Source organism: Sphingobacterium sp. GW821-FHT03E03 (assembly GCF_059420745.1).
This window is the reverse complement of record NZ_JBWKUH010000019.1, coordinates 76,306-98,606: the sequence shown is the minus strand read 5'-3', so window position 1 is coordinate 98,606 and position 22,301 is coordinate 76,306. Positions and strand designations below refer to the sequence as shown.

20 protein-coding genes are annotated in these 22,301 nt (G+C 39.9%); 8 read left to right on the top strand and 12 right to left on the bottom strand.

Features of this window, described 5'->3' with window-relative positions:
- Positions 1 to 351: 351 nt before the first annotated feature.
- The 4 genes from AC07UV_RS18775 to AC07UV_RS18760 all read left to right on the top strand — a co-directional run bounded on the left by AC07UV_RS18775 (position 352) and on the right by AC07UV_RS18760 (position 7,155).
- Positions 352 to 3,603: a SusC/RagA family TonB-linked outer membrane protein gene (locus AC07UV_RS18775; protein ID WP_495184851.1), complete on the top strand. Its 3,252-nt coding sequence runs from the start codon at positions 352 to 354 to the stop codon at positions 3,601 to 3,603.
- An 11-nt stretch (positions 3,604 to 3,614) separates the two neighbouring features.
- Entirely contained in the window at positions 3,615 to 5,084 is a 1,470-nt protein-coding gene (locus tag AC07UV_RS18770; RefSeq protein WP_495184850.1) for a SusD/RagB family nutrient-binding outer membrane lipoprotein, read from the top strand.
- Between the two features lie 3 nt (positions 5,085 to 5,087).
- A complete protein-coding gene (locus AC07UV_RS18765; protein ID WP_495184849.1) occupies positions 5,088 to 6,347 on the top strand; it encodes a DUF5689 domain-containing protein in 1,260 nt (419 codons plus the stop codon).
- Between the two features lie 127 nt (positions 6,348 to 6,474).
- On the top strand, positions 6,475 to 7,155 hold the full coding sequence (locus AC07UV_RS18760) for a DUF937 domain-containing protein (protein WP_495184848.1): 681 nt from the start codon (positions 6,475 to 6,477) through the stop codon (positions 7,153 to 7,155).
- 65 nt (positions 7,156 to 7,220) lie between these two features.
- Here the strand turns inward: AC07UV_RS18760 and trhO are convergent, their stop codons facing one another.
- The 10 genes from trhO to AC07UV_RS18710 all read right to left on the bottom strand — a co-directional run bounded on the left by trhO (position 7,221) and on the right by AC07UV_RS18710 (position 16,563).
- Positions 7,221 to 8,207, bottom strand: coding sequence for an oxygen-dependent tRNA uridine(34) hydroxylase TrhO (gene trhO, locus AC07UV_RS18755; RefSeq protein WP_495184847.1), 987 nt, complete (start codon positions 8,205 to 8,207; stop codon positions 7,221 to 7,223).
- Positions 8,208 to 8,301: 94 nt separating this feature from the next.
- The gene (locus AC07UV_RS18750; RefSeq protein WP_046673143.1) at positions 8,302 to 8,517 is read right to left on the bottom strand and encodes a DUF3820 family protein; all 216 of its coding nucleotides are present in this window, start codon (positions 8,515 to 8,517) and stop codon (positions 8,302 to 8,304) included.
- Complete coding sequence (locus AC07UV_RS18745; protein ID WP_495184846.1) at positions 8,517 to 9,272, bottom strand: glycosyltransferase family 2 protein; 756 nt, start codon at positions 9,270 to 9,272, stop codon at positions 8,517 to 8,519. Before AC07UV_RS18745 ends, AC07UV_RS18750 begins: the two co-directional genes overlap by 1 nt.
- A 2-nt stretch (positions 9,273 to 9,274) precedes the next feature.
- On the bottom strand, positions 9,275 to 10,189 hold the full coding sequence (locus AC07UV_RS18740) for a glycosyltransferase (protein ID WP_495184845.1): 915 nt from the start codon (positions 10,187 to 10,189) through the stop codon (positions 9,275 to 9,277).
- Between the two features lie 3 nt (positions 10,190 to 10,192).
- The gene (locus tag AC07UV_RS18735) at positions 10,193 to 11,065 is read right to left on the bottom strand and encodes a glycosyltransferase family 2 protein (protein ID WP_495184844.1); all 873 of its coding nucleotides are present in this window, start codon (positions 11,063 to 11,065) and stop codon (positions 10,193 to 10,195) included.
- Entirely contained in the window at positions 11,066 to 12,526 is a 1,461-nt protein-coding gene (locus AC07UV_RS18730) for a lipopolysaccharide biosynthesis protein (protein WP_495184843.1), read from the bottom strand.
- Positions 12,527 to 12,549: 23 nt separating this feature from the next.
- The gene (locus AC07UV_RS18725) at positions 12,550 to 13,293 is read right to left on the bottom strand and encodes a DeoR/GlpR family DNA-binding transcription regulator (RefSeq protein ID WP_104383594.1); all 744 of its coding nucleotides are present in this window, start codon (positions 13,291 to 13,293) and stop codon (positions 12,550 to 12,552) included.
- 65 nt (positions 13,294 to 13,358) lie between these two features.
- On the bottom strand, positions 13,359 to 14,768 hold the full coding sequence (locus AC07UV_RS18720) for a hypothetical protein (protein ID WP_495184842.1): 1,410 nt from the start codon (positions 14,766 to 14,768) through the stop codon (positions 13,359 to 13,361).
- Between the two features lie 119 nt (positions 14,769 to 14,887).
- Positions 14,888 to 15,613 (bottom strand): YebC/PmpR family DNA-binding transcriptional regulator, encoded by a 726-nt coding sequence (locus AC07UV_RS18715; protein WP_120260406.1) that lies wholly within the window; start codon positions 15,611 to 15,613, stop codon positions 14,888 to 14,890.
- Positions 15,614 to 15,615: 2 nt separating this feature from the next.
- On the bottom strand, positions 15,616 to 16,563 hold the full coding sequence (locus AC07UV_RS18710) for an NAD-dependent epimerase/dehydratase family protein (RefSeq protein WP_223581435.1): 948 nt from the start codon (positions 16,561 to 16,563) through the stop codon (positions 15,616 to 15,618).
- 404 nt (positions 16,564 to 16,967) lie between these two features.
- Between AC07UV_RS18710 and AC07UV_RS18705 the strand changes: the two genes are divergently transcribed.
- A complete protein-coding gene (locus tag AC07UV_RS18705; protein WP_282251719.1) occupies positions 16,968 to 17,957 on the top strand; it encodes an aspartate-semialdehyde dehydrogenase in 990 nt (329 codons plus the stop codon).
- Positions 17,958 to 18,077: 120 nt separating this feature from the next.
- Here the strand turns inward: AC07UV_RS18705 and def are convergent, their stop codons facing one another.
- The gene (def, locus tag AC07UV_RS18700) at positions 18,078 to 19,304 is read right to left on the bottom strand and encodes a peptide deformylase (protein WP_495184841.1); all 1,227 of its coding nucleotides are present in this window, start codon (positions 19,302 to 19,304) and stop codon (positions 18,078 to 18,080) included.
- Between the two features lie 175 nt (positions 19,305 to 19,479).
- Between def and ruvX the strand changes: the two genes are divergently transcribed.
- From ruvX to AC07UV_RS18685, 3 genes are all read left to right on the top strand, one after another.
- Positions 19,480 to 19,893, top strand: a complete 414-nt coding sequence (gene ruvX / locus AC07UV_RS18695; RefSeq protein WP_282251724.1) for a Holliday junction resolvase RuvX — start codon at positions 19,480 to 19,482, stop codon at positions 19,891 to 19,893.
- A 139-nt stretch (positions 19,894 to 20,032) separates the two neighbouring features.
- On the top strand, positions 20,033 to 20,461 hold the full coding sequence (ybeY, locus tag AC07UV_RS18690; RefSeq protein WP_495184840.1) for an rRNA maturation RNase YbeY: 429 nt from the start codon (positions 20,033 to 20,035) through the stop codon (positions 20,459 to 20,461).
- A gap of 318 nt (positions 20,462 to 20,779) precedes the next feature.
- Complete coding sequence (locus tag AC07UV_RS18685; protein WP_282251728.1) at positions 20,780 to 21,556, top strand: class I SAM-dependent methyltransferase; 777 nt, start codon at positions 20,780 to 20,782, stop codon at positions 21,554 to 21,556.
- 67 nt (positions 21,557 to 21,623) lie between these two features.
- On the opposite strand, the gene AC07UV_RS18680 is transcribed toward AC07UV_RS18685, so the two are convergent.
- Complete coding sequence (locus AC07UV_RS18680) at positions 21,624 to 22,043, bottom strand: nucleoside-diphosphate kinase (RefSeq protein ID WP_077437233.1); 420 nt, start codon at positions 22,041 to 22,043, stop codon at positions 21,624 to 21,626.
- Positions 22,044 to 22,301: the final 258 nt, after the last annotated feature.

Genomic DNA, 22,301 nt, shown 5'->3' with positions numbered 1-22,301 from the left:
AATGTTTTCATTAAGTTACAATTAAGTGAGGTCTATTTGTGTTTTTTATTACGATCTATATTTTAAATAATTTCGATTTATTTCGTTTTTTAGAGAATATTAATTATTTTCGATTGTTTAATAAACAATAACCAGAACTAACAATTTTATTTGAACCTGATAATTGCAATTTAGAGCCAGTTAGATCATTTTAGATACATCAATCGGTATTACAATAGATTGCTGTATTTGCGAAAGGAAATCTAATTCGAAACAATTCTTAACACAAAGAAAACATTAAATTAAAACTAACTTTTTGTTAAGAATATATTTTTGTGCCAAATTGAAAAATTACAATTTACATTCATATCTATGTTTAGTATTAACCCTATCCAAATTAATCTGAGGCACTCCTCCTCAAAGTTGCTCTTCATTGCATTGGCGATCGCAGGCAATATGGATCTTACGGCGACAGCGGCTCCAGTGGAGCATGGTAAAGTTGTACATTCGTTTAATCAAGCCAAGATTAAGGTAAAAGGAAAAGTTTTAGATAGCAAGACACAGGAGCCCCTAGCATCGGTATCTATCCTTGCTGGCGGGGTAGCCAAAGGGACGACAGATCGAATGGGAAATTTTGAAATAGAGATTGAAGCAGGTGCTTCGATTCGTTTTCAATTAATTGGCTATGAGGCGCAAACGAAGATCTTTACGACAGAGCAGTCAACTGTGCAGATTGCGTTAAATGTTACTTCTGAGGCACTAAATGAGGTTGTTGTAACGGCACTGGGTATTCAACGTGAAGAGAAAGCACTTGGTTACTCCATTAGTACGGTAAAGGGGGAGGAATTGACCAATGCAATTTCAAACAACTGGACAGATGCGTTAACGGGAAAAGTTGCTGGTTTAAATTTGGTGAAATCGGGTGCTGGGCCATTGGGGTCAAATAAAGTTATCTTGCGTGGGGAAACCTCAATGACGGGTGATAATGACGCATTAATTGTAGTGGACGGGATTATTATGGGCGGCGGAAAGGAGATGACAGGTACTGGAAACTCTAATTATTTGGATAGTGATTCTCCTGTCGATTTTGGATCATCTTTGGCTGATATCAATCCCGAGGATATTGAATCCGTGTCCGTTTTGAAAGGACCTGGAGCGGCAGCCTTGTATGGTTATCGTGGAGCGCGAGGGGCAATTATTATTACAACCAAAAAAGGAAAGGGGATACAGAATAGAATTGGTATTAGTGTCAATTCAAATACAGCAATTGGAACAATGAACAGGTGGCCTGATTATCAATATGAATATGGACAAGGTGCGATAGGACAGGATTTGTATTATTCTTATGGACAATCAGAGGATGGCGCAAGTACCTTGAGTACATCATCTGCATGGGGGCCAAAATTTGATGGACAATATTTCTATCAATACGATCCCGCTAATTATAGACAGACGCCTACTGAACGTACACTTTGGCGACCATACAAAAATAATCGTAAGGACCTGTTTCAAACAGAATTAACTTCGACTAATTCCATTAGTGTTTCTGGATCTACGGATAAGACAACAGCTCGTTTTTCATATACCAATGTAACCAATAAGTGGATTATTCCCAACATGGGGTATAATCGACACACGATTGCAACGCAGTTTAGCAACAAGATCACTGATAAACTGAGCCTATCCACAAAAATCAATTTTAATAATAGAGGATCAGATAACCTACCCAATAGCGGTTACAATAACCAAAGCTACATGTATTTTATTCGCGGTATAGCTCCGAATATAGATGCAGCTTGGTTGGATCAAAATTGGATTCCAGGAAAGGAAGGCATTGAGCAAATGACACCATTTTCTACGCTTTTGGATAATCCAAGAACGATATCTTATGATATGGTGAATGGGCAGAACAAAAATAACTTGATTGGAAATGTGCAATTGGACTATAAATTTACCAATGAATTAAGTTTGATGCTCCGGACCGGAATTGATATGGGCTACGACAAACGTAAGCAGTCAAGACCTTTTGATACAAATAAATATGCCTTTGGTTACTATCGGGAACAATCTATCTACTCAGAAGAGCGCAATTCTGATTTCCTTTTGCAGTATAATAATCAACGTTCACAAGATCATCGTTTTGGCCTTTCTGCGGGAGGAGCTCTAATAAATAAGAAGTATATTAGAGATGATGCTACTGCCAATAGCTTGATTTACCCAAATCAGTATAATTTTGCGAATGCGAGGGAAAGAGTTCTCTATCAGCCTTTTAGAAAAGAGATGGCTATTCATAGCATATATGGTCTTGCTAATTATAGCTATAAAGAAAAATATTTTATCGACTTTACAGGACGCGTTGACTGGGCAAGTACATTGGCTTCTCCCGTGACAGGGAAGGTTCCTTTCTTTTTTTATCCCTCAGTTAACTCCAGTTTTATATTAAGCCAAATTTTTGAGTTGCCTAAGTCAATCAATTACTGGAAGTTGAGAGCTTCAATAGCAGGTGTTGGAGGAGGAGGTCAAGAACCTTATGGAAATTCTTATGGTTATTTTAGTGCAATAGGTTTTAATGGTGGACTGGCAAATCCAACAAGGGTTCCCGATGAAAATTTAGCTCCTGAAAATACTGTTTCCTATGAATTGGGAACAGACTTTCGGATGTTTAAAGATCGAATTAAATTGGATCTAACGGTATATAGCACTTCGACATCAAAACAACTGATTGAAACGCCGGTTGATCCCTCAAGTGGGTATAGAACCAGATATACAAATGCAGGAGAGGTCCGAAATAAAGGAATTGAAATTGCCCTATCCGGTGATATCTTGAAAAATCACGATAAATTAAATTGGAATATGTATGGTAATTTTTCAAACTACGATTCGAAAGTAATTTCTATTCCAGCGGCTTTAGAAGGACAGCTTGTCCTTTCTAGCTTATTTGGTAGTCGTGGTTCCATTATAGCGATTCCAGGGCGCCGATTTGGTGATATTTGGGGCTTAGGCTATGAAAGAAGTCCCGAAGGAAAGATTGTTTATGCGGATGGAGTGCCGGTTTTGACACAAGAAAGCATATATATCGGCAATCCTAATCCAACCACAAAATTTGGCTGGGGTAATGAATTCAAGTACAAAGGTTTCCGATTTAATTTCTTATTTGACGGTCAATTTGGTGGAGTAGGCTATTCATTGACACATGCCGTATTAATGGAAGAAGGGAAATTAAAGAAGACTCTTCCCGGACGATATAATGGAATTATTGGTGACGGTGTTGTGCTGAATCCAGATGGAAGTTATAGCAAAAATACGGCTGTTGCAACAGCAGGAGAGTACTATTCCAGACATTTTAACCGTGATAATATTGAATCAAATACGTTTTCTACTGACTTTATCAAACTTAGAGAAGTGCGATTCGACTATTCATTACCGAAATCTTTCCTAAGTCGTTACAAGATCGAAAAGGCATCTATTGGTGTATATGGACGGGATCTTTTTGTATTTACTAAATGGCCTGCTTTTGATCCAGAATTTGCTTCGTTGACTGGCAGTGGAATTGAGAAAGGAGCTGAAATCGCTCAGTTTCCTTCGACGCGAACAATGGGCGTAAATCTATCGTTTTCATTTTAATTATTGACATTATGAAAAAATATATCCGTATAACATGTCTACTGATGCTCGGAAGTTTAGTATTTCAGGGCTGTACTAAGGACTTCGTAGAGAAAAATACTAACCCCAATGCAATTGCTGCTGCTGCGCCACAAAGCTTAATTGCCCCAGCATTGGTTAATGTGTTGGGAACTAATCTTTCGCGCAATTTAAGGATCAATAATGAGTTAATGCAGGTGACTGTTACCGTAAATGATAATCTGGAAATCCAGCGTTATGAAATAAGACCGTCAGAATCAGAATCAAGTTGGTCCGGTTGGTATGTACAATTGACCAATATTAGAGATATATACCAAAAGGCTAACGCTGCACAACAGACCGGTTATCAGACTTATATGGGGATCTCCCTGGTTCTTGATGCTTGGGTAAGTTCGCTAATCACTGATATGTATGGTGATGTGCCGTATTTCGATAGTAACAAAGGTTTTTCCGAAGGTAATCTTACGCCTAAATTTGATAAACAGGAGGATATCTACAAGGATATTTTCCGAAAACTGGAGGAGGCCAATACCTTATTGAAAGAGAATGTTGCGGTAGAATCGGCCAATACAGCGATGGATCCGATTTATAATTCAGATCCGGTGAAATGGCGCAGATTTGGGAATTCCTTGTACTTACGGTTGCTATTGCGGCTGGCTCATAAAACGGAAACAAATGCTGTTGCGAAGATTAAAGAAATATTAGAGATCAATACTGCTGAATATCCGATTATGCAAAGCAATGCCGAGACTGCTGCATTGTATTATACGAATGTGCAGCCGTATATGAATCCTAATTTCACGCTGCGTGATATTGATTTCAATCGTACAAAAGGCTATGGCGAGTTTTTTATTAATAATTTGATGGACCTGGGCGATCCTCGTTTGAAGATCTGGGCGACTGAAGCAACGCTGGGCGTATACGGCGGAATGCAATCCGGTTACAAAAGGGGAAATGTCCCCGAGATCCAATCTACTTTACATCTTGCATTAAAGTCAGATGCACGTATGGGAAATATGATGAATTATGCTGAATTGCAGTTTATTATCGCCGAATGTGGTATCAGGGGCTATGCGAATGTCGATGCTTCGGCCGCAAATTTGAAAGGAGTAAACGCAGCTATGGAATTTTGGGGAACAACAGCGCCAGCAACTTATCTAACAAATCCAAAAGTAGCTTTTTCTAACACTGACCCCGAAACTGAAAAACTGAAAAAAGTGCATCTGCAAAAATACTATGCCATGATGTTTACCGATTTTCAACAATGGTATGAATATCGTCGAACACAGTTGCTGGATCTGTACAAAGGGCCAGGTTTATTAAACAATGGAAAGATGCCGGTCAGATTAAATTACCCAATTATTGTCCAATCACTTAATAGGGAAAATTACCAAGATGCGGTCGGTCGCATGGGCGGAGATGGAATAAATGAAAAAATGTGGTGGCAACCTACAATCAACTAGTTCATGAAAAAGTTAAAGTTAGTAATATGGACTGCGTTGGCGATGTCAACGTTCCTGACAGGCTGTAAAGAAGATATCAATGAGTCAATAGGAGAATTAAATCCTGAAATATCATTGTATACATTACGTAGCCTCTATAAAAATACGGACCTACAGCTCAACGAATCAAGTGCGCTGGGCGCAAAGTATGTAAAAGCGCTTGTGGTTTCGCGCGCTGAGAATAAGAATTTGCCCGAAAATACCATTGCTGTTCAGAATATTTGGCGCAATCAACGTAGAGGAATATTAGTAGAGGTTACTGATGCCTCGAGTTTCAAATTTGGTGACTCTGTTCAGATCAATATCGATGGTACAAAATTGGTCAAAAAATCTGGCCTAATGGTTTTATCTTCTGTTAATAATCAACAGGTCAATGTCTTTGCCTCAAATAAGGATGTTGCTCCATTGGCCGTATCGGTCGCGAACCTCAAAGCGAAATTCGACGAATTTGAATCAACTTATATTGATGTTACTGCTGATGTCGAGCCAGAGCCTGCAACCGGAACAGCCCTAAAAGGCGATAAGATCTTGATGGATGGAGATAAAAATGAGATTACCTTACATACCGAGGACAATGCAACATTTGCGGCACAGTCTATTGCTCCCAGCGCCTCTTTCAGAGGAATAGCATTCAGAGAGGGGGATAAATTGCAAATCCGAATGCAGGACTACTCCGACATGGCCTATGCAAGTGGTAAACTATATGCTGGATGGCCGGAGACTTTTGATGCTGTAGACGCGAGTGTGAAAGGAAGTTACGATATGGGCGAAAAGAACGATGTGCCTTTTTCAACTGGGCAATGGAAGTTATATCAGGCAATATTGGGTACTACTGCTGGTCGTGACCGAATTGTTTCCGGTAAAAATGCGATACGCATGCAACAGAATTTAAGTGTGGATGGTCATGTACAGATGAATTTTGATGTACCAAATGGCGCTTCAAAAGTGACACTTTGGTATGGTTCATATTATACAGATCGGTCATGCACGTTTAAGCTGGAATATTCTACCGATCAGGGCGCGACTTGGAAGCAAATAGGTGAATCCATCGCTGACGCACATCCAACTTCGCAGAGTATGAATTCAAAACAGGCTGTATTTTTAATGAATGTTCAAGGAGCTGTTCGTTTTCGGGTCACCAAGCTTGGATTGGGAACCAGCAACAATGTCATTAATAATGGAAGGCTCGGCCTGGATGATATTGCAATCTATAAGAGTTATTAAGTTGAACGACTGATTATGTAAAAGCCCTGTGTAGTGAAGACTCCACAGGGCTTTCTGTTGTCGGCATATATTTTCTAAACTCCTCATAAAAATTCGTTATCTTCATAGTAACTATAAACGAAGACTTATGAACTTAACAGACTTAGTTACAGGAGGAGTTGGCTCGAAAGCAATAGAAGCCATTTCTAAAATGACAGGCGTCAGTGAATCCAAAGCAAAATGGATTGTGGCAGCGGCTGTTCCTTTAATGATTGCAGCATTGAACTACAATGCAAAAAACAAAGGTCAATCGGAAAACATCGACAAAGCGATCGATCAACATAGCGGTGGAGGTATCTTCGATAAGATAGGTGATTTATTTGGCGAGGGTGGATCTGACGACGGGAACAAGATTGTCAACCATATGTTTGGACAAAACACAGAGGTGGTGACACAGAATATTGCCGATAAAGCTGGTATTAGCTCTGCTCAGGTAACTGGGGTTTTAGCAACGTTAGCGCCTATTGTCATGAGTTACTTAGGTCAACAAAAACAGGCGTCCAGTGGCGGGGGTATTGGTGACCTGATCGGATCTGTTTTAGGTGGTGGTGGACAGCAAGGTGCTGGGGGTGGTATGCTAGGAGGGATTCTCGGTTCATTTCTAGGCGGCGGACAGGAAGAGCCTGCACAAGAAACACAACAGGCTTCTACAGGCGGTAGTATGACTGATATGTTGGGCGGTTTGGCCGGCAGCTTCTTTGATAAAAGTAACGATGGTCAATCCAAAGGAAATATCCTTGACTCGATCGCAGGAATGTTTGCGAAGTAAAGCAATCTTATAACATAAAAAAGTCGGTAACTGATCAGTTACCGACTTTTTTATGTTGTATTGAATTAATTTTCTACCGTTACTTTAGGTGGAAAATTCTTATGTTTTCTTTTGCTGATTTTGTCTACATTAACAGGTTGAGGAACTTTAACATAGTATCCTGTACCATCATATTCTCGTTTATTCGGACTTTCCTTACATGCTGCCGAACAACAACCATCCATTTCCTGACCACACTCATCGCATTGTGTGAAATGCTCATTACACACAGGATTAGCGCAATTGATCATCTTGGTTGTCTGTTTGCCACAATTGAAACAGGTTGATACAACAGATGGGTTGACTGAGTTAACATCGACTGTGACACGATTGTCAAATACATAACATTGGCCTTCGAAATCTTCGCCACCAGCTTCTTTTCCATATTTAATGATTCCACCATGCAATTGGTAGACGTCCTCAAACCCCTCTTTTAACAATAGGGCAGAAGCTTTTTCACATTTGATCCCGCCTGTACAGTAGGTTAATATTTTTTTTCCTCTATATTGTTCAAGCTCTTTGATTTTTTCTGGAAATTCGCGGAAGTTGTCAATGTCCAAAGTCACCGCATTTTTAAAGTGACCTACATTATGCTCGTAGTTTGAACGCACATCCAATACAACGACATCTTCCTGGTCTTTCATCGCCAAAAAATCTTTTGGCTCCAAATGCACACCTGTTTGGCGGTTTGGATCGATTTCTTTAGGGTCTCTCAGACCAGAGTGTACGATTTCAGCTTTATAGCGACAGTGCATTTTGATGAAAGAAGGTTCTTCAACGTTATCGATTTTAAATTCTGTTTTGTTAAAACGACCATCCGCATAAATTGCATCCATATATTGCTGACAAGCCTCAGTCGTACCGGAAACAGTACCATTCAAGCCTTCATCAGCGACGATAATACGCCCTACTAAGTCAAGTGATTTACAAAATTCAAGGTGATCAGTAGCAAACTGTTCTGCGTTTTCGATAGGGCTGTAACAATAGTACAGCAATGTTTGATATTGTGTCATGATATTCATTGATACCGCTGCAAACGGCGTTTAATGCAAAAATAAATTCACTGCAAAGCTACGAAAAATAATAAATGGAAGGAAATGACCTTCGTCACCTTTTCTTCAAAGGTTCCAGAAGATACTCCAAGCCGTTTAGTTTGATCTCATAAAGTGTGGCCAGTTGCTGACCTAATTTGCCTTTAGGGAACCCTTTTTGATTGTACCAGACCAAATAAGGCTCCGGAAGATTGCATAACGTGTAGCCTTGATATTTGCCGAAAGGCATTTTAACTGTTACAAGTTCAGTGAGGATTTCAGGATTTAGCATTAGTCTTTGGGTTTTCCGTAATTGATGCGGTACCAGATCGCTTTTAAAGCGATAATCCCATGATTGAATAAATTGGGAATGGTGCCGTAATAGTGTTTGAAGATAGCGAAGCGTTCTTTTAGCGACTCCTTATGTTTCTGTTTTGACATCCCGCCGACGAGATAGCGAGCTACATATTGATGCGCATTAACAGATTTATTTGCCTTTTTAGCACAGCGAATGACCCAATCTATATCAGCGCATAGTTTGTAATTGAGATCATACGGTTCTGCAATACTCCGTTTGATGTAGATGGCCTGGTGACAGATATTCATGCCATAACGAAAACTCTTCCAGTCAAAACTTGCAGGTGCCTTATGTCTTCGTTCACCAATAAAAGCCCTATTGTCATCTATCAGTATCGTTTCACCATAGAGGATATCGGCACCATCACTGAGCTTCGCTAGGTTTTCGATGCTATTGAGATCGTATATTTCATCACCGGAATTCAAAAAGAGAACATAGTCACCTGTAGCCAAAGCAAGGCCTTTGTTCATCGCATCGTAAATTCCTTTGTCTTTTTCAGATAATAAGACCGCAATTTTATCCTGATATTTTTGAATAACGGCTAAAGTGCCATCGGATGATTCCCCGTCAATGACGATATATTCAATATTGTCATAAGTCTGGTTAACAACAGATGTGATGGTATGCTCAATATCCCGCACATTATTGTAAACGACAGTGATGATTGAAAATTTTGGATGAGCAGACATGTCTATTTATTGAATTTGTTAATTTTTTTCTTGAGGAATCGGATGCCCCGATTGAATAAAGAACCTTTCCGATGTGCGTAGAAATATTTGATAGCTTCATACCCTTGTACATTCTCCGCTATTTCGGTAGGGAAAGCATGTACAGGATGATCTGCTAAAGTGACCTGATAGGTTGATTCTGCAGCTGTATGAGTGCCCGAACCATCGTTACCGATATTCTGTGTCATCGAATTCCTCGGATACAAAACTAGTCCATTTTTTTTGAATACCGAAGCGTACCAACGTATTGCCCAGGAGTTGATCTTTCCAGTGCGGAGCTCCTGTACCTGTTTCCAAAAGTTCTCTTTTCCTTCAATACTGAACTGATGAATCTGTTCCTCCGAAAAATCGGAAACAAGCTCATCGATGTTTGGGTTGAAATGTTGCCATGCACGATCCCATGTTGCCCAACCCCAGCTATTGGCGACCCGAAAGAAAAACGTTTCAGGAAGCTCATTCAGGTTTTTTACCGGATAACCATAGCCACTGATCTGCATCACCGGTTCGTCCTCTTTATAGCGGTCTAGTGCTTTATTAAAGTAATCGAGGGCAAATTCCGATGTTTCAAGATCATCTTCTAAGACTATAATCTGTCCATGTTCGTTCACGACTTTGGTAACACCGTCGATGACATTTGCCGCTAGGCCCCAATTTTTGTTCCGCTCGACAATTTTGATCTGTTTAAAAGACCAAGGCTTTTTTATAATCTTACGTACTTCTTCTACAGCTTGAGCTGCACGTTCATCCTTTGCTGCATCTGAATAAATATAAACAGTCGTTTGGTCTGCAAGCTTGTTTTTCTCAAGTGCAGTAAGGGTCTTTAGTGTATGCGCTGGACGATTATACACAAAGAGTAGAACTGGAGCAAGACTGTTCATCGATCAAAAAATTTTATTATATGCTTTTTTATTGGCCTGTCGGGTATGACGAACTTGGCTGGTCTTACCCAATAGCCTAAAAGCAATATTGAAATAACTTCTTGTTTCAAAAATACGACCTTTACCTAAAGAAGACAGCATTTTCTTTACGCTCGCTAGTATAGCCATTGAGAAAGCCTTTGTAAACGTATAATTGATATTGCAATATTCGGTCAGGTGATAGACGAATTCGCTCTTTAGAAAAGCTTTGCGATCTACTTGACGCTGCTGTCTGTCGTGATAAGCCTTGGCATCTTCGGCCAACACAAAGTTCAATCCATAATAATGGATGCGGTTGGCATAATCTTTATCTTCTCCATAATGGAAGAAAATTGGAGAAAAACCGCCGACTTTTTTGATGACAGCTTTTGGTATCAACCAAAAAGCAGCATTGACGAATGAGCAGGTTCGATACGAATTTTCGAGCTGCGTATGCTTCGTATAGACTGAGAACCCATGGTCGAGTTTTTCCTCCGTGCCATCGTAGTGGATAGGGGAAACAATTCCAATGTTTGCGGTGTTTACCTTGATCAGGTTGGTGATGCAGTTCTGATCTATCCAAGCGTCTTGATTGACCAAAAAGGCGTAGTCATAATCTTTCTCTAGGGCGATGGTCAGTCCAATGTTGTTGGCCTTCCCAAAACCGAGGTTTTCGGGGCTTTCTATCAGTCTGACAGTAGGGTAAGTTTCTTTGATGATACGGGTGGTATGATCACTTGAGTTATTATCTATAACAAGGATATCCGTTTGATAGCTTGATTCCAATAAACTGGGCAAACATTTGTGAATCCAAGGTTCAAAATTATAAGAAACGATTATGGTGAGAATCTTGGCCATCTATTTTTTTCGGATAACTGTGATGAAATAGCTGAATAACTCAAGCAGAATGCTTGGCTTAAAAATTCTATTGACGATAATATATGCACATACAGCGACAGCAACAGTACTAGCAAACCGAAGGTAGAGGTTGGCAATAGATGCCGTGGCGTAGTGTGCTGCTAAACAGCTGATACCTGCTAATACAGCATACGAAAAAACATCCTGAATCAGATAGCTGAATGAATAGGTCATATAGGGTTTGGCCGAAGCGTACCAAACAAATATCCATAGCGCGTTTAATCCAGCGGTTAGTGTGATCAATATTTCGAGACCGAGTGATTTGCCAAAGACCAAAATAGCAATTTGAAGTAAACCAAAAACGACGATATTTCGCATATAGATCTGAGACTTGCCCTTGCTGATAATTAAGTTTGAGAAAACATTACTTACCGAGTCAAAAGCTGCTCCAATACAGAAAATCTGAAGAAATATGGCACTTTGTTCCCACTTTTCAGTGATGGCTATCGTAATGAAGTCTTGTGCCACTGTGGTTAAACCAAATAACATCGGGAAGGCTAAAAAAGCCGTAAAGGAGATGAGCTTGCGGAATACACGAAGCTGTCTATCCCTATCATCTTCTATTTCCCGAAGAATCGGTTGTGTGACATTGTTGACCATATTGGTCAAAATATTCTGTGCCATAATACTCCATCTATTAGGATTTACGGTATATCCCAACTCTTCAGCGGAATAATGGCGACCTAATACTGCAGCATATATATTTTTATTGATATTGATAAAGATATTCGTAACTAATATCTTACTGCTAAACCCTAGAATATCGCGGATAGGACTGAAATCAAAGGTAAATGAGGGTTTGAATTTGGAGAAATACCAAAAGCCAAGCATATTAAAACCGCTATAGGATACAATTTGTATTGCATAAGCCCAATAGGAATAATCTTTATAGGCTAGATAAACACCAAGGATATTTGATGCGACGAGGGCGAATGTTCCTGTGATTACTCTTTCCTTGATCTTTAAATTACGAAAAAGGTAGGCATGATGGGCAACCCCAAAGCTTCCAAGCCAAAAAGACAGAAAGGTAAATCGACTGAGTTCAACAAGTACAGGCTGATTGTAGTAAAGGGCAATCAGCGGAGCTGAAAAGAATAATACAATATAAATAAATGTACCTATTCCGACGCTTGTCCAGAATACAGCATTGTAGTCTTTATGCTGAACTTCTTTTTTATTGACAATCCCATACACAAATCCGCTCTCTTGAAATGCTGAGGCAAGAACAGAGAATATGGTAATCATGGCTACTAAACCGTAATCTTCTGCTGTTAGTTTACGATTTAGTAGAATACCGAAGCCGAAGCCCAAAAACTGCTGAATAATGCTGGCCATGCCACCCCACAGCAGTCCTTTTGTTGTTTTTGATTTTAAAGAGTCATTTTCCGTTTGCGATGACATGCTAAATTAAATGAGCGGCAATATTAAAGTATTGCAATTGTATTCGCAAATTCTTTTAAGGAAACATCAGTCGGATTGATATCAGTAATCAGATAAGAAATATCACGTAGGGGTACCACTTTCATTTTTTGAACGGAATTAAGTTTTTCCGCAATACTGAGTATAGCAACCTTCTTAGAGCATTTGATCATTGCACGTTTGATCTGCACAACTTCCCAGTCTGAATCCGTTACCCCATCTTCTACAGAGAGTGAATTGGTACCCAGCAAGCAAAGATCTACTTTTAGGTCCGCCAATTCATTGGCCACCTGTGCGCCTGATACAATATTTGTATTCCGTGAAAGCTTTCCACCAACCAAGATCACTTCAAGATTTGGCTTTTCAGCCAGTTCTAGTGCAACTAATGGACTGATCGTGAAGAATGTACATTGAAGGTGGTCTGGAATTGTTCGTGCCAGTTCAATCAAGGTCGTTCCCCCGCCGACCAATATAGTCATACCATTTGAGATCAATGAGCTTGCCTTCTTGGCAATTTCTTTCTTCGCCTCTTTAGCGTAAACATTTCCGTCCTGAAAAGGAAACTGAAAAGATTTGGATAGCGCTCCACCGTAGACTTTTAAAACTTTGCCATTTTCTGCAAGCTCGTTCAAGTCACGTCTGATCGTATCTTCGGATACATTAAGTTGGACACTTAAATCTGAAGATAAAACTTTGTTATGTAGATTGATCTGATGTATAATAAATGCTTGTCTTTCTTCCTTTAACATTGGTCTTTGGTTTTAATCGGAATTTTAAAATTAATTGAAAAAAATCAGTTTAAATGTAATGAAAATTATTCTTCCTTTTTATCAATTTTTGTTAAACCCGCTTTAAAGCGAGGTTTGAATCCTGTTGGCTTGTTGGTTGCTGTTTGTTCCTTTGTCGTATCGTCGTTCTGCTGTGGTTCAGCAGTTGGATTGGTTGTGCTGCTTTCCGTTAATGTTGGGGCTGCTTTTGAAGCCGGTTCAGCTGTCTGCTCTTCGCTTGTATCCTCTACTGAGGAGCTTGCGGATTGAACAGCTTCATCCGCCTGTTTGTCATCAGTACTTGCTGTTTTCGTTACACCAGCTTTGAATCTTGGCTTAAAGCCTGTCGGCTTCGATGTCTCTGTTGCCGAACTGCCTGAGGCCTCCGAAGGTGAGGATGTATTCGCTGTAACAGCGCTATCCACAGTCGCTGAAGGTGTCGTCGCATCCGCTACCGAAGAGTTTGCGGATTGAATAGGTTCATCCGCCCGTTTGTCATCAGTATTTGCCGCTTTCGTTATCCCGGCTTTAAAGCGAGGAGTGAACCCCGTTGGTTTAGCTATTGTTGTTTCCTGCTCGCCGGGTTCCTTTTGCTGCTTGTCAACAGTGTTCTCTACTGGCGCGGCCTTTGTTTGTGAAGAATCTGTATTTTCTGCTTTCGTCACGCCGGGCTTAAACCTAGGCTTGAATCCTGCGGGTTTGTTTGCTGCGGTTGCATCCGTTTCAGCGATATTCTCCTGTTGAGGTTCAATGGATGGATTGGCGGGGCCAGCTTCATCAAAAGTTGAAGATACTGGTTGCACAGGCTCAGCTGCTTTCGTTAGGCCTGCTTTGAATCTTGGCTTAAAGCCTGTCGGCTTCGGTGCTTCAGTTGCTGAACTGTCCGAGGGCTCTGTAGGTGAGGATGTATCCTCATTAACAGTACTATCAGCTGCTTTCGTTACACCCGGCTTGAACCGTGGTTTAAAACCTGTTGGTTTCGCCGTTTCTGGCGCAGCATCGTTCGACAAATCTGTAGGGGCGGACGTTTCGGCTGTAGCCGCTGTGTTTTTAGTGATCCCTGGTTTAAAGCGTGGCTTAAATCCTGCAGTAGAATTTGCAGCTGCTGTCGAAGATTCTGTTGTATGTTCCTCTTTCTGCTCAGCCGGCTCAGTTGTTGGAGTTGTTGCTTTAAACCTAGGTTTGAAACCTGCGGGTTTTGTGGCAGTGGCATCCGTTGCGGCCGGAGCCGTCTCAACAGGATCTGTTTGGATCGGTTTTTTGATGACCACGGTTTCTTCTTCCGCCAGATGGTAACTCTTACGAAGCTTGTTGAACCAAAATTTCTTGCTATGATCAAAACTTTTCTCGCCCATAGCAGAATAGTGTGCTCTGAACTCTTCAAATAAAGGTTCATCTGAAGCTTTTAAAGCTTTTAAATCAATTTTCTTTTTCGTGAAAAATTCTTCAAAAGTCATCCTGTTACGAGTTTGATATAGTCTATTACAAATGTAGTAATTTTTCTGACGGCGCTGAGAGGCCTTTCTATAAAAAAAGAGCGACAAGCGCTCTTTTAGATATTTTTGAGATAAACAGCTTATGCCATATTATGGTATACCGCCTGAACATCGTCATCCTCTTCGATTTTATCGATCATCTTTAACACATCTGCCGCTTGTTCTTCAGTAATATCAGAGTGTGATAGAGCAATACGCTCCAACTTTGCTGAGCTTACTTCAATACCTTTCTCTTCTAGCAATTTTTGCATATTACCGAAATCTTCAAAAGAAGTCTGAACTACAGCAACATCATTGCCTTCTTCATCAGCTTCAACGTATAATTCTTCCAAACCACCATCGATAAGCTCCAGTTCCAACTCTTCAAGATCCAATTCGTCTGTAGCTGCAAAACGGAAAATGGACTTGCGATTGAAAATAAAATCCAAGGATCCTGTTTTTCCCAATGAACCTCCGGCTTTGGTAAAATAGCTGCGGATATTTCCTACAGTACGGTTGGTATTATCTGTCGCTGTTTCGATCAAAACCGGAACACCATGTGGGCCATAACCCTCATATACATATTCTTCGTAGCCTTTTGAATCTTTCTCTGAAGCACGTTTTATAGCCGCTTCAATACGATCTTTAGGCATATTTACAGCCTTAGCATTATGTATTGCTGTGCGAAGTCTCGAGTTGGTTTCAGGGTGAGGGCCGCTTTCTTTAACCGCCATAGCGATCTCTTTACCTAAACGTGTAAATTGCACGGCCATCTTAGCCCAGCGTTTGAATTTCCGCTCTTTTCTGAATTCGAAAGCTCTTCCCATTGTTATATTTTGTTTTTAAGATTCTCAATCATATCGACTGTCATCTTCTGGATGTCAAATTCTGGCTTCCAGTTCCAGTCTTTGCTTGCGTATGAATCATCCAGACTTGCAGGCCATGAATCGGCAATCTGCTGTCTTGGGTCATTCTCTACGTAAGAGATTGCAAAATTAGGAAGAATTTTTTTAATTTCTTGTGCGAGTTCTTTTGGAGTAAAAGTAATACCACCAAGATTATAGGCGTGGCGGATGCTCAGACTTTCCTGTGGTGCGTCCATCAGCTCAAGTGTGCCGCGGATGGCATCTTCCATATATAACATCGGTAATGCTGTATTCTCGGATAAGAAACATTCGTAAGTACCTGTTTTCAGCGCCTCATAAAATATATCAACAGCATAATCTGTCGTTCCACCTCCCGGTTCTGTCTTCCACGAGATAATACCTGGATATCTTACGCTACGGATATCCAATCCGCGGTGCTCCTGATACCACTCGATAAGACGCTCACCTGCAAGCTTGCTGATTCCATAGATCGTATTCGGATCCATAACACAGTATTGCTCCGTATTTACTTTTGGTGAGTGCGGACCGAAGACAGCAATGGAACTTGGCCAGAATATTCTTGAAACTTTATACGTAACAGCTAGATCAAGCACGTTGAGCAATCCATTCATATTAAGCTCCCAGGCTTTTTCAGGATATTTCTCTCCTGTTGCTGAAAGCATGGCTGCCAATAAATATACTTGAGTAGGTTTATATTTTTGAAACAATATGTCGAGACCATTTTTGTCAAGCACATTTGCAATTTCAAAATTCTCGTCGGGGCTTTTTGTTTGTGGTTCTCTGATGTCTGTGGTGACAACATTTTCTGCACCAAATTTTTTACGCAGAGCGATTGCCAATTCAGTACCGATTTGGCCGTTTGCACCAATGATAATAATGCTTTCTTTCATGATGCAAATATAACGGCTTTTCAGTATCTAGCAACTGTTTGATGCAAAGGATATCTTTCTAAAAATGTTAATTTATAGACTCTTGGCACTGTTTTTATGAGATTTTAAACCGTTTCAATCGTTTGTTCTGTTTTTTTGAACGAGCAGCGAAAATTTTTATTTTTTTTGAATTATCGTCACTTCAATTTTTTTAGTCAAATCCGCGGTTCGTGGCCAATAATTTTTTGGCTGGGGTGGAAAAAAACCGAGTCGTTGTGACTTTTTTAGCGGAGTAAGCGATATTTTGTTATTTTAATATTGTAATTGGGGAATATTTTTTAAATTTGAAGAATTCATTCTTCAAGAATCAACTAAAAACAAATCAAATAACAAATTTTATATACACAATTTAAACACAGACAAAAATGAAAGTGGCAGTAGTCGGCGCAACAGGCCTTGTAGGTACTGAGATGCTAACCGTGTTGGCGGCGCGAAATTTCCCAGTAACAGAATTGATTCCAGTAGCTTCAGAGCGTAGCAAGGGTAAGGAAATTGAATTCAAGGGAAAGAAGTATAAGGTGGTTACACCATCTGAGGCTATTGCTTTGAAACCTGATGTTGCATTGTTCTCCGCTGGAGGTGATACGTCTAAAGAATTTGCACCAAAATTTGCAGAAGCTGGAATTACAGTTATTGACAATTCTTCAGCATGGCGTATGGATCCGACCAAGAAATTGGTCGTTCCAGAAGTAAATGGCGATGTGTTATCTGCTGATGACAAGATCATCGCAAATCCAAATTGCTCAACTATTCAAATGGTGGTGGCGTTAAAACCATTGCATGATAAATATAAAATTAAGCGTGTCGTAGTTTCGACTTATCAGTCCGTAACAGGCACCGGAGTAAAAGCCGTGAACCAGTTGATGGACGAACGCGCAGGTAAAGAAGGCGAAAAGGCTTATCCATATCAGATTGATTTGAATGTCATCCCACATATCGATGTATTCCAGGAAAATGGCTACACCAAAGAGGAAATGAAAATGATCTTGGAAACAAACAAAATCATGCGTGACGATTCAATCAAGGTAACAGCAACAACTGTGCGTATTCCAGTGATGGGCGGGCACTCCGAATCATTGAATATCGAATTTGAAAATGACTTTGATTTAAATGATGTACGTGCTGCATTAGCTGCTCAAAGTGGTTGTATCGTTGTTGATGATCCTGCTACTCTTCAATATCCAATGCCAAAAGATGCACATGGTAGAGATGAGGTTTTTGTAGGACGTATCCGTCGTGATGAATCGCAACCGAATACGTTAAATATGTGGGTAGTAGCAGACAACTTGCGTAAAGGTGCAGCAACAAATGCTGTTCAAGTTGCTGAACTATTGGCAGAAAAAGGATTGATCTAACTCAAGTAGATTCCATCATATTGAGCCCCCATGAAGCAGTTCATGGGGGCTCTTTTTATAGGTGCATTTGTGATTTTCAGAAGGATAGGTATATTTCAGCCAGATCCAATAAATCTGTTGCTATGGTGTCAAAGTCTTTGGCAGGATGGAAAAATCAATCTTATCATTTAGTGGTACATAGCTGTCTTTTTCCTGCTCTTCCAGACGGTCAGGAAATAATATGCCGAAGAGGTGATCTGTTTCATGTTGGAAAATAACTGCTGTAAATCCTTCAATATTTTCTTCGATAACTTTTCCCTCCTGATTGATGTATTGTAAACGGATCGCATAGCTCCGCAGAACATCTTCTTTGCGATTTGGGATGGATAGACAGCCTTCTGCACCCTTCCGTTTTAGCTTTGAACGCCACAGGATTTTTGGGTTTACATAAAACTCGAAAGGTTGTTCTGGCTTGTCAAACCGTTGCACCCAGATCAGGTTTTTGTTGATCCCAATTTGAGGTGCCGCTATTCCTACCCCTGGATGATTTGGATCCCGAACGGTTGCAAACATCCGCTTTGAAAGTGTTTCTAACAGTGGGGCATTGTACTTAACATCACTGCTTGTCGCTTTCAATACCTTTAGATCTTTTTCATCGGTAGTTTGTAATACACGAAGAATTGTGTTTTCATCACCTGATAGAATAATCTTCTTGTCAGCTTCTGTAAATTCCTGTCCGGCATTCAGGTTGACCGGCCGTTCATTCTTCGCTTTATGAAAGGCTTTTTCTCCTGCCATAATTTTTGTTTCTAAATTGTTTTCTACTGGGGGAACTGGACAACGATAACCGTTGCTATAGGCGCAATAAGGATTGTAAGCCTTATTAAAATCTATTTCAATGGTACTACCCTTGATGTCATCCGTGGACAGGTCAATATACCGTCCACCACTATAACTCTCCTGGCCGTTTGTCTGATCTAAAAATGGTAAAAATAAATGTTTTTTGTAGGCAGGATTTTGAAATAAGGCCACACTTTGGTAAATATTTAATGTCCTTTCAGCCCCATTCAATTGAAATGTCACAATCGCATAGCGTTTGTACTCATTGCTGGTACCGTCATAGGTTGGCATACGAAATACAGGTTCATCAAATAAGACCTCTATCTTAGCTTTAGCCTTATAGTTAGGGCTTATAGGAAAGTAATCTAAAGATGCCACTTGATCGGCTTTCAATGGGCCAAATTGCTCTTTGGCCAATTCCAAAGCTTTTTCCTTGCGCTGAGCCAAAATTTGTTGCTCATAATTGCTCTGGGCATGACCATATAGGCAAAATGCAACAAAAAGGCTGGCAATAACTGTTTTTCTCATTTATATTTTAAATAGTCTATCAAAGTTATAGCTTTTTTAGTGAATTCAGGTTTTACACAGTAAAAAATAAAAAAATGATGACACTTCATAGGCCTATAGCGTGTAGAAGCAGAATCTCAATACGCATATCTTGATACTCAAATCTAAATTGTACTTTTGTAAAAAACGATTTTCCATGAGGTTAATGGCATTTGATTACGGTACAAAACGAATTGGGGTTGCAGTGACGGATCCGATGCAAATTATTGCTACGGCCCTGACAACAATACATCCGCAGGATATTTGGACTTTTCTAACGGATTACCTCCAAACGGAACAGATCGAAACATTCGTTGTCGGTAAGCCCAAACAGCTGGACGGATCGGATTCGGAGTCAGCTTCGCATGTGGTCGGGTTTATGCGCAAATTGAAAAAGACCTATCCTACCATTCCAGTTGTGGAAATCGATGAACGGTTTACTTCAAAAATGGCCTCTGCAGCCATCGCTCAAAGTGGAAAGAAGAAAAAGGACCGTCAACAGAAAGGCCTGGTTGACACCGTCTCTGCGACAATTATCTTGCAAAGCTATATGGAGGGTCGGAATTTTTAAATACGAATTTTATGGCATGAGCCGCTAGCGTTAGATGACTCGTTTATTGATGGAGCAATGTCGATCTTAACAGCATATTGTCTATTTAGGCGATGAAATCAAGCCGGGTATAACGGGTTCACTTAATACAAAGTTACAGATGAAAAGCATATTATTTTTTACAGAAGACATAGATTTCAAATTAAAAGAAAAAGGTAAGATTCGTCAATGGATCGCTGATGCGATTAAAGGTGAGGGATTTAAACGCATAGGCGAGCTGAGTTTTATCCTCTGTTCGGATGCCTATCTGTTGGAGATCAATAAAGAATACCTGAACCACGATACGTATACCGACATCGTGACTTTTGATTCATCAGAGGATGAAGATACCATTGCTGGCGATATTTTTATCAGCGTGGAACGTATCCTGGAAAATGCACAAAAATTTAAGGTTGGTGAACGTGATGAGTTGCATCGCGTCATTATTCACGGTGTCATGCACCTTTGTGGATATCCGGACAAAAAGCCAGCCGATAAAGCAAAGATGACGGCTAAAGAAGATGAATATCTAGGAAAAAGAAATTTCTAGTTTAATTATAATCCAATGTCAGTGGGGGTGTCCAAAAGAAACGGATACCCTATTTTTTTATTCATATCCTCCTAGAGCCTCATTTCAGCAGTTCAATTCTCCAGCGAGGCTCTTTTCCTTTTTTGACAGCTTCTTGTTCATCTTTTTATACAAGTGAACGGTCATTTCTGTCTCAAATCTTCCCCGCTGAGGAATGCCTAATTATAAGGTATATATGTGAATATCTCATAAGTTTTTCCGGCAAAAAAACTTGACTTTTCGATTATATTTAATTAGCTTCAAAACACAAATTGTCTAAACCATTTATTTGTGTCTAATATGAACGAATTAGAGGAATATTTCCGAAATAACAATGCGAAGCTGATAAACAAATGGATGCATTATTTCGACGTATACGATCGCCATTTCCGTCGATTTAAAGATAAAGAGATTGTTGTGCTTGAAATAGGTGTCTTTCAGGGTGGAAGCCTTCAGATGTGGAAGAAATATTTTGGCGACAAAGCAAAAATCTATGGGGTAGACATCAACCCCAATTGTAAAGAACTAGAAGAGGAGAACGTAGAAATATTTATCGGATCTCAGTCAGACCGTAAATTTCTACGTAAAGTAAAAGAATCGATCCCGCCAATAGATATCCTGATAGATGATGGCGGGCATACCATGCTACAACAGATTATTACATTTGAAGAATTATTTGGACATGTAAAAGAGGATGGTGTCTATCTATGCGAAGATTTGCATACCTCTTACCAAGTTTTTTATGGTGGTGGGCATAAGCGGAATGGCACTTTTATCGAATACAGTAAGAATTTTATTGATTACATCAATGCCCATCATTCAGAACAACGAGGACTAAAGGTTAATGAATTTACACGTTCGGTTAACTCCTTGCATTATTACGATAGCATACTGGTTGTTGAGAAACATAAAATGCAGCCGCCAACACATATGAGAACGGGTAATGCTACAGTACAGGACTTTGATGCTCCGCCAACAGGGATAAGTGGATTAAAGTGGAAGATTAAGAAGCCGGCGCTAACAGTGATCAATAAATTCCTCCGTTTTTTTAGGATTGGAGGATTTATGTGGAGATAAGAAAACGATAATACACAAAAAAAGCGCTGTACAAAGTACAACGCTTTTTTTATAGCATTGCTAATGACTAAAATCTTTCAAATTGAGAGAAGAAGAAGTTACCTTCGATAGCCGCATTTTCATCAGAATCAGATCCGTGGATAGCGTTAGCATCGATAGATTTAGCATATTTGTTACGGATTGTACCTTCAGCTGCGTCAGCTGGATTAGTAGCACCGATTAATGTACGGAAATCTTCAACAGCGTTGTCTTTTTCTAAGATTGCAGCAACGATAGGACCTGAAGTCATGAATTCTACCAATTCACCATAGAAAGGACGTTCTTTGTGCACTGCGTAAAATGCGCCAGCAGTTTCTTTTGATAATTGAATGTATTTCATTGCAATGATTTTGAAACCACCAGCAATAATATCGTTTAAGATTGCACCGATGTGACCGTTCGCTACTGCGTCAGGTTTAATCATCGTAAAAGTTCTGTTAGTTGCCATTATTTTAATTTTTTTGCAAACTTAGATAAATTGCTTTTTATATGCAATATAATTAGGTTTATATAAAAAACAATTTATTCACCTTCGTGTGTTAACTAGCGTTACACCTGGTCATGAAACAAGTCTCAGTTTAACTCTGCTGAACCCGCAAGTTGTGCCTCCCTCTGTCACTGGCAATCTTTTTGCCGTGGAGAATGTAATAAGTTCATAGGCAATTGATAATGAAAGGAAATAAAAAATCAACTGTAAACAAATCTA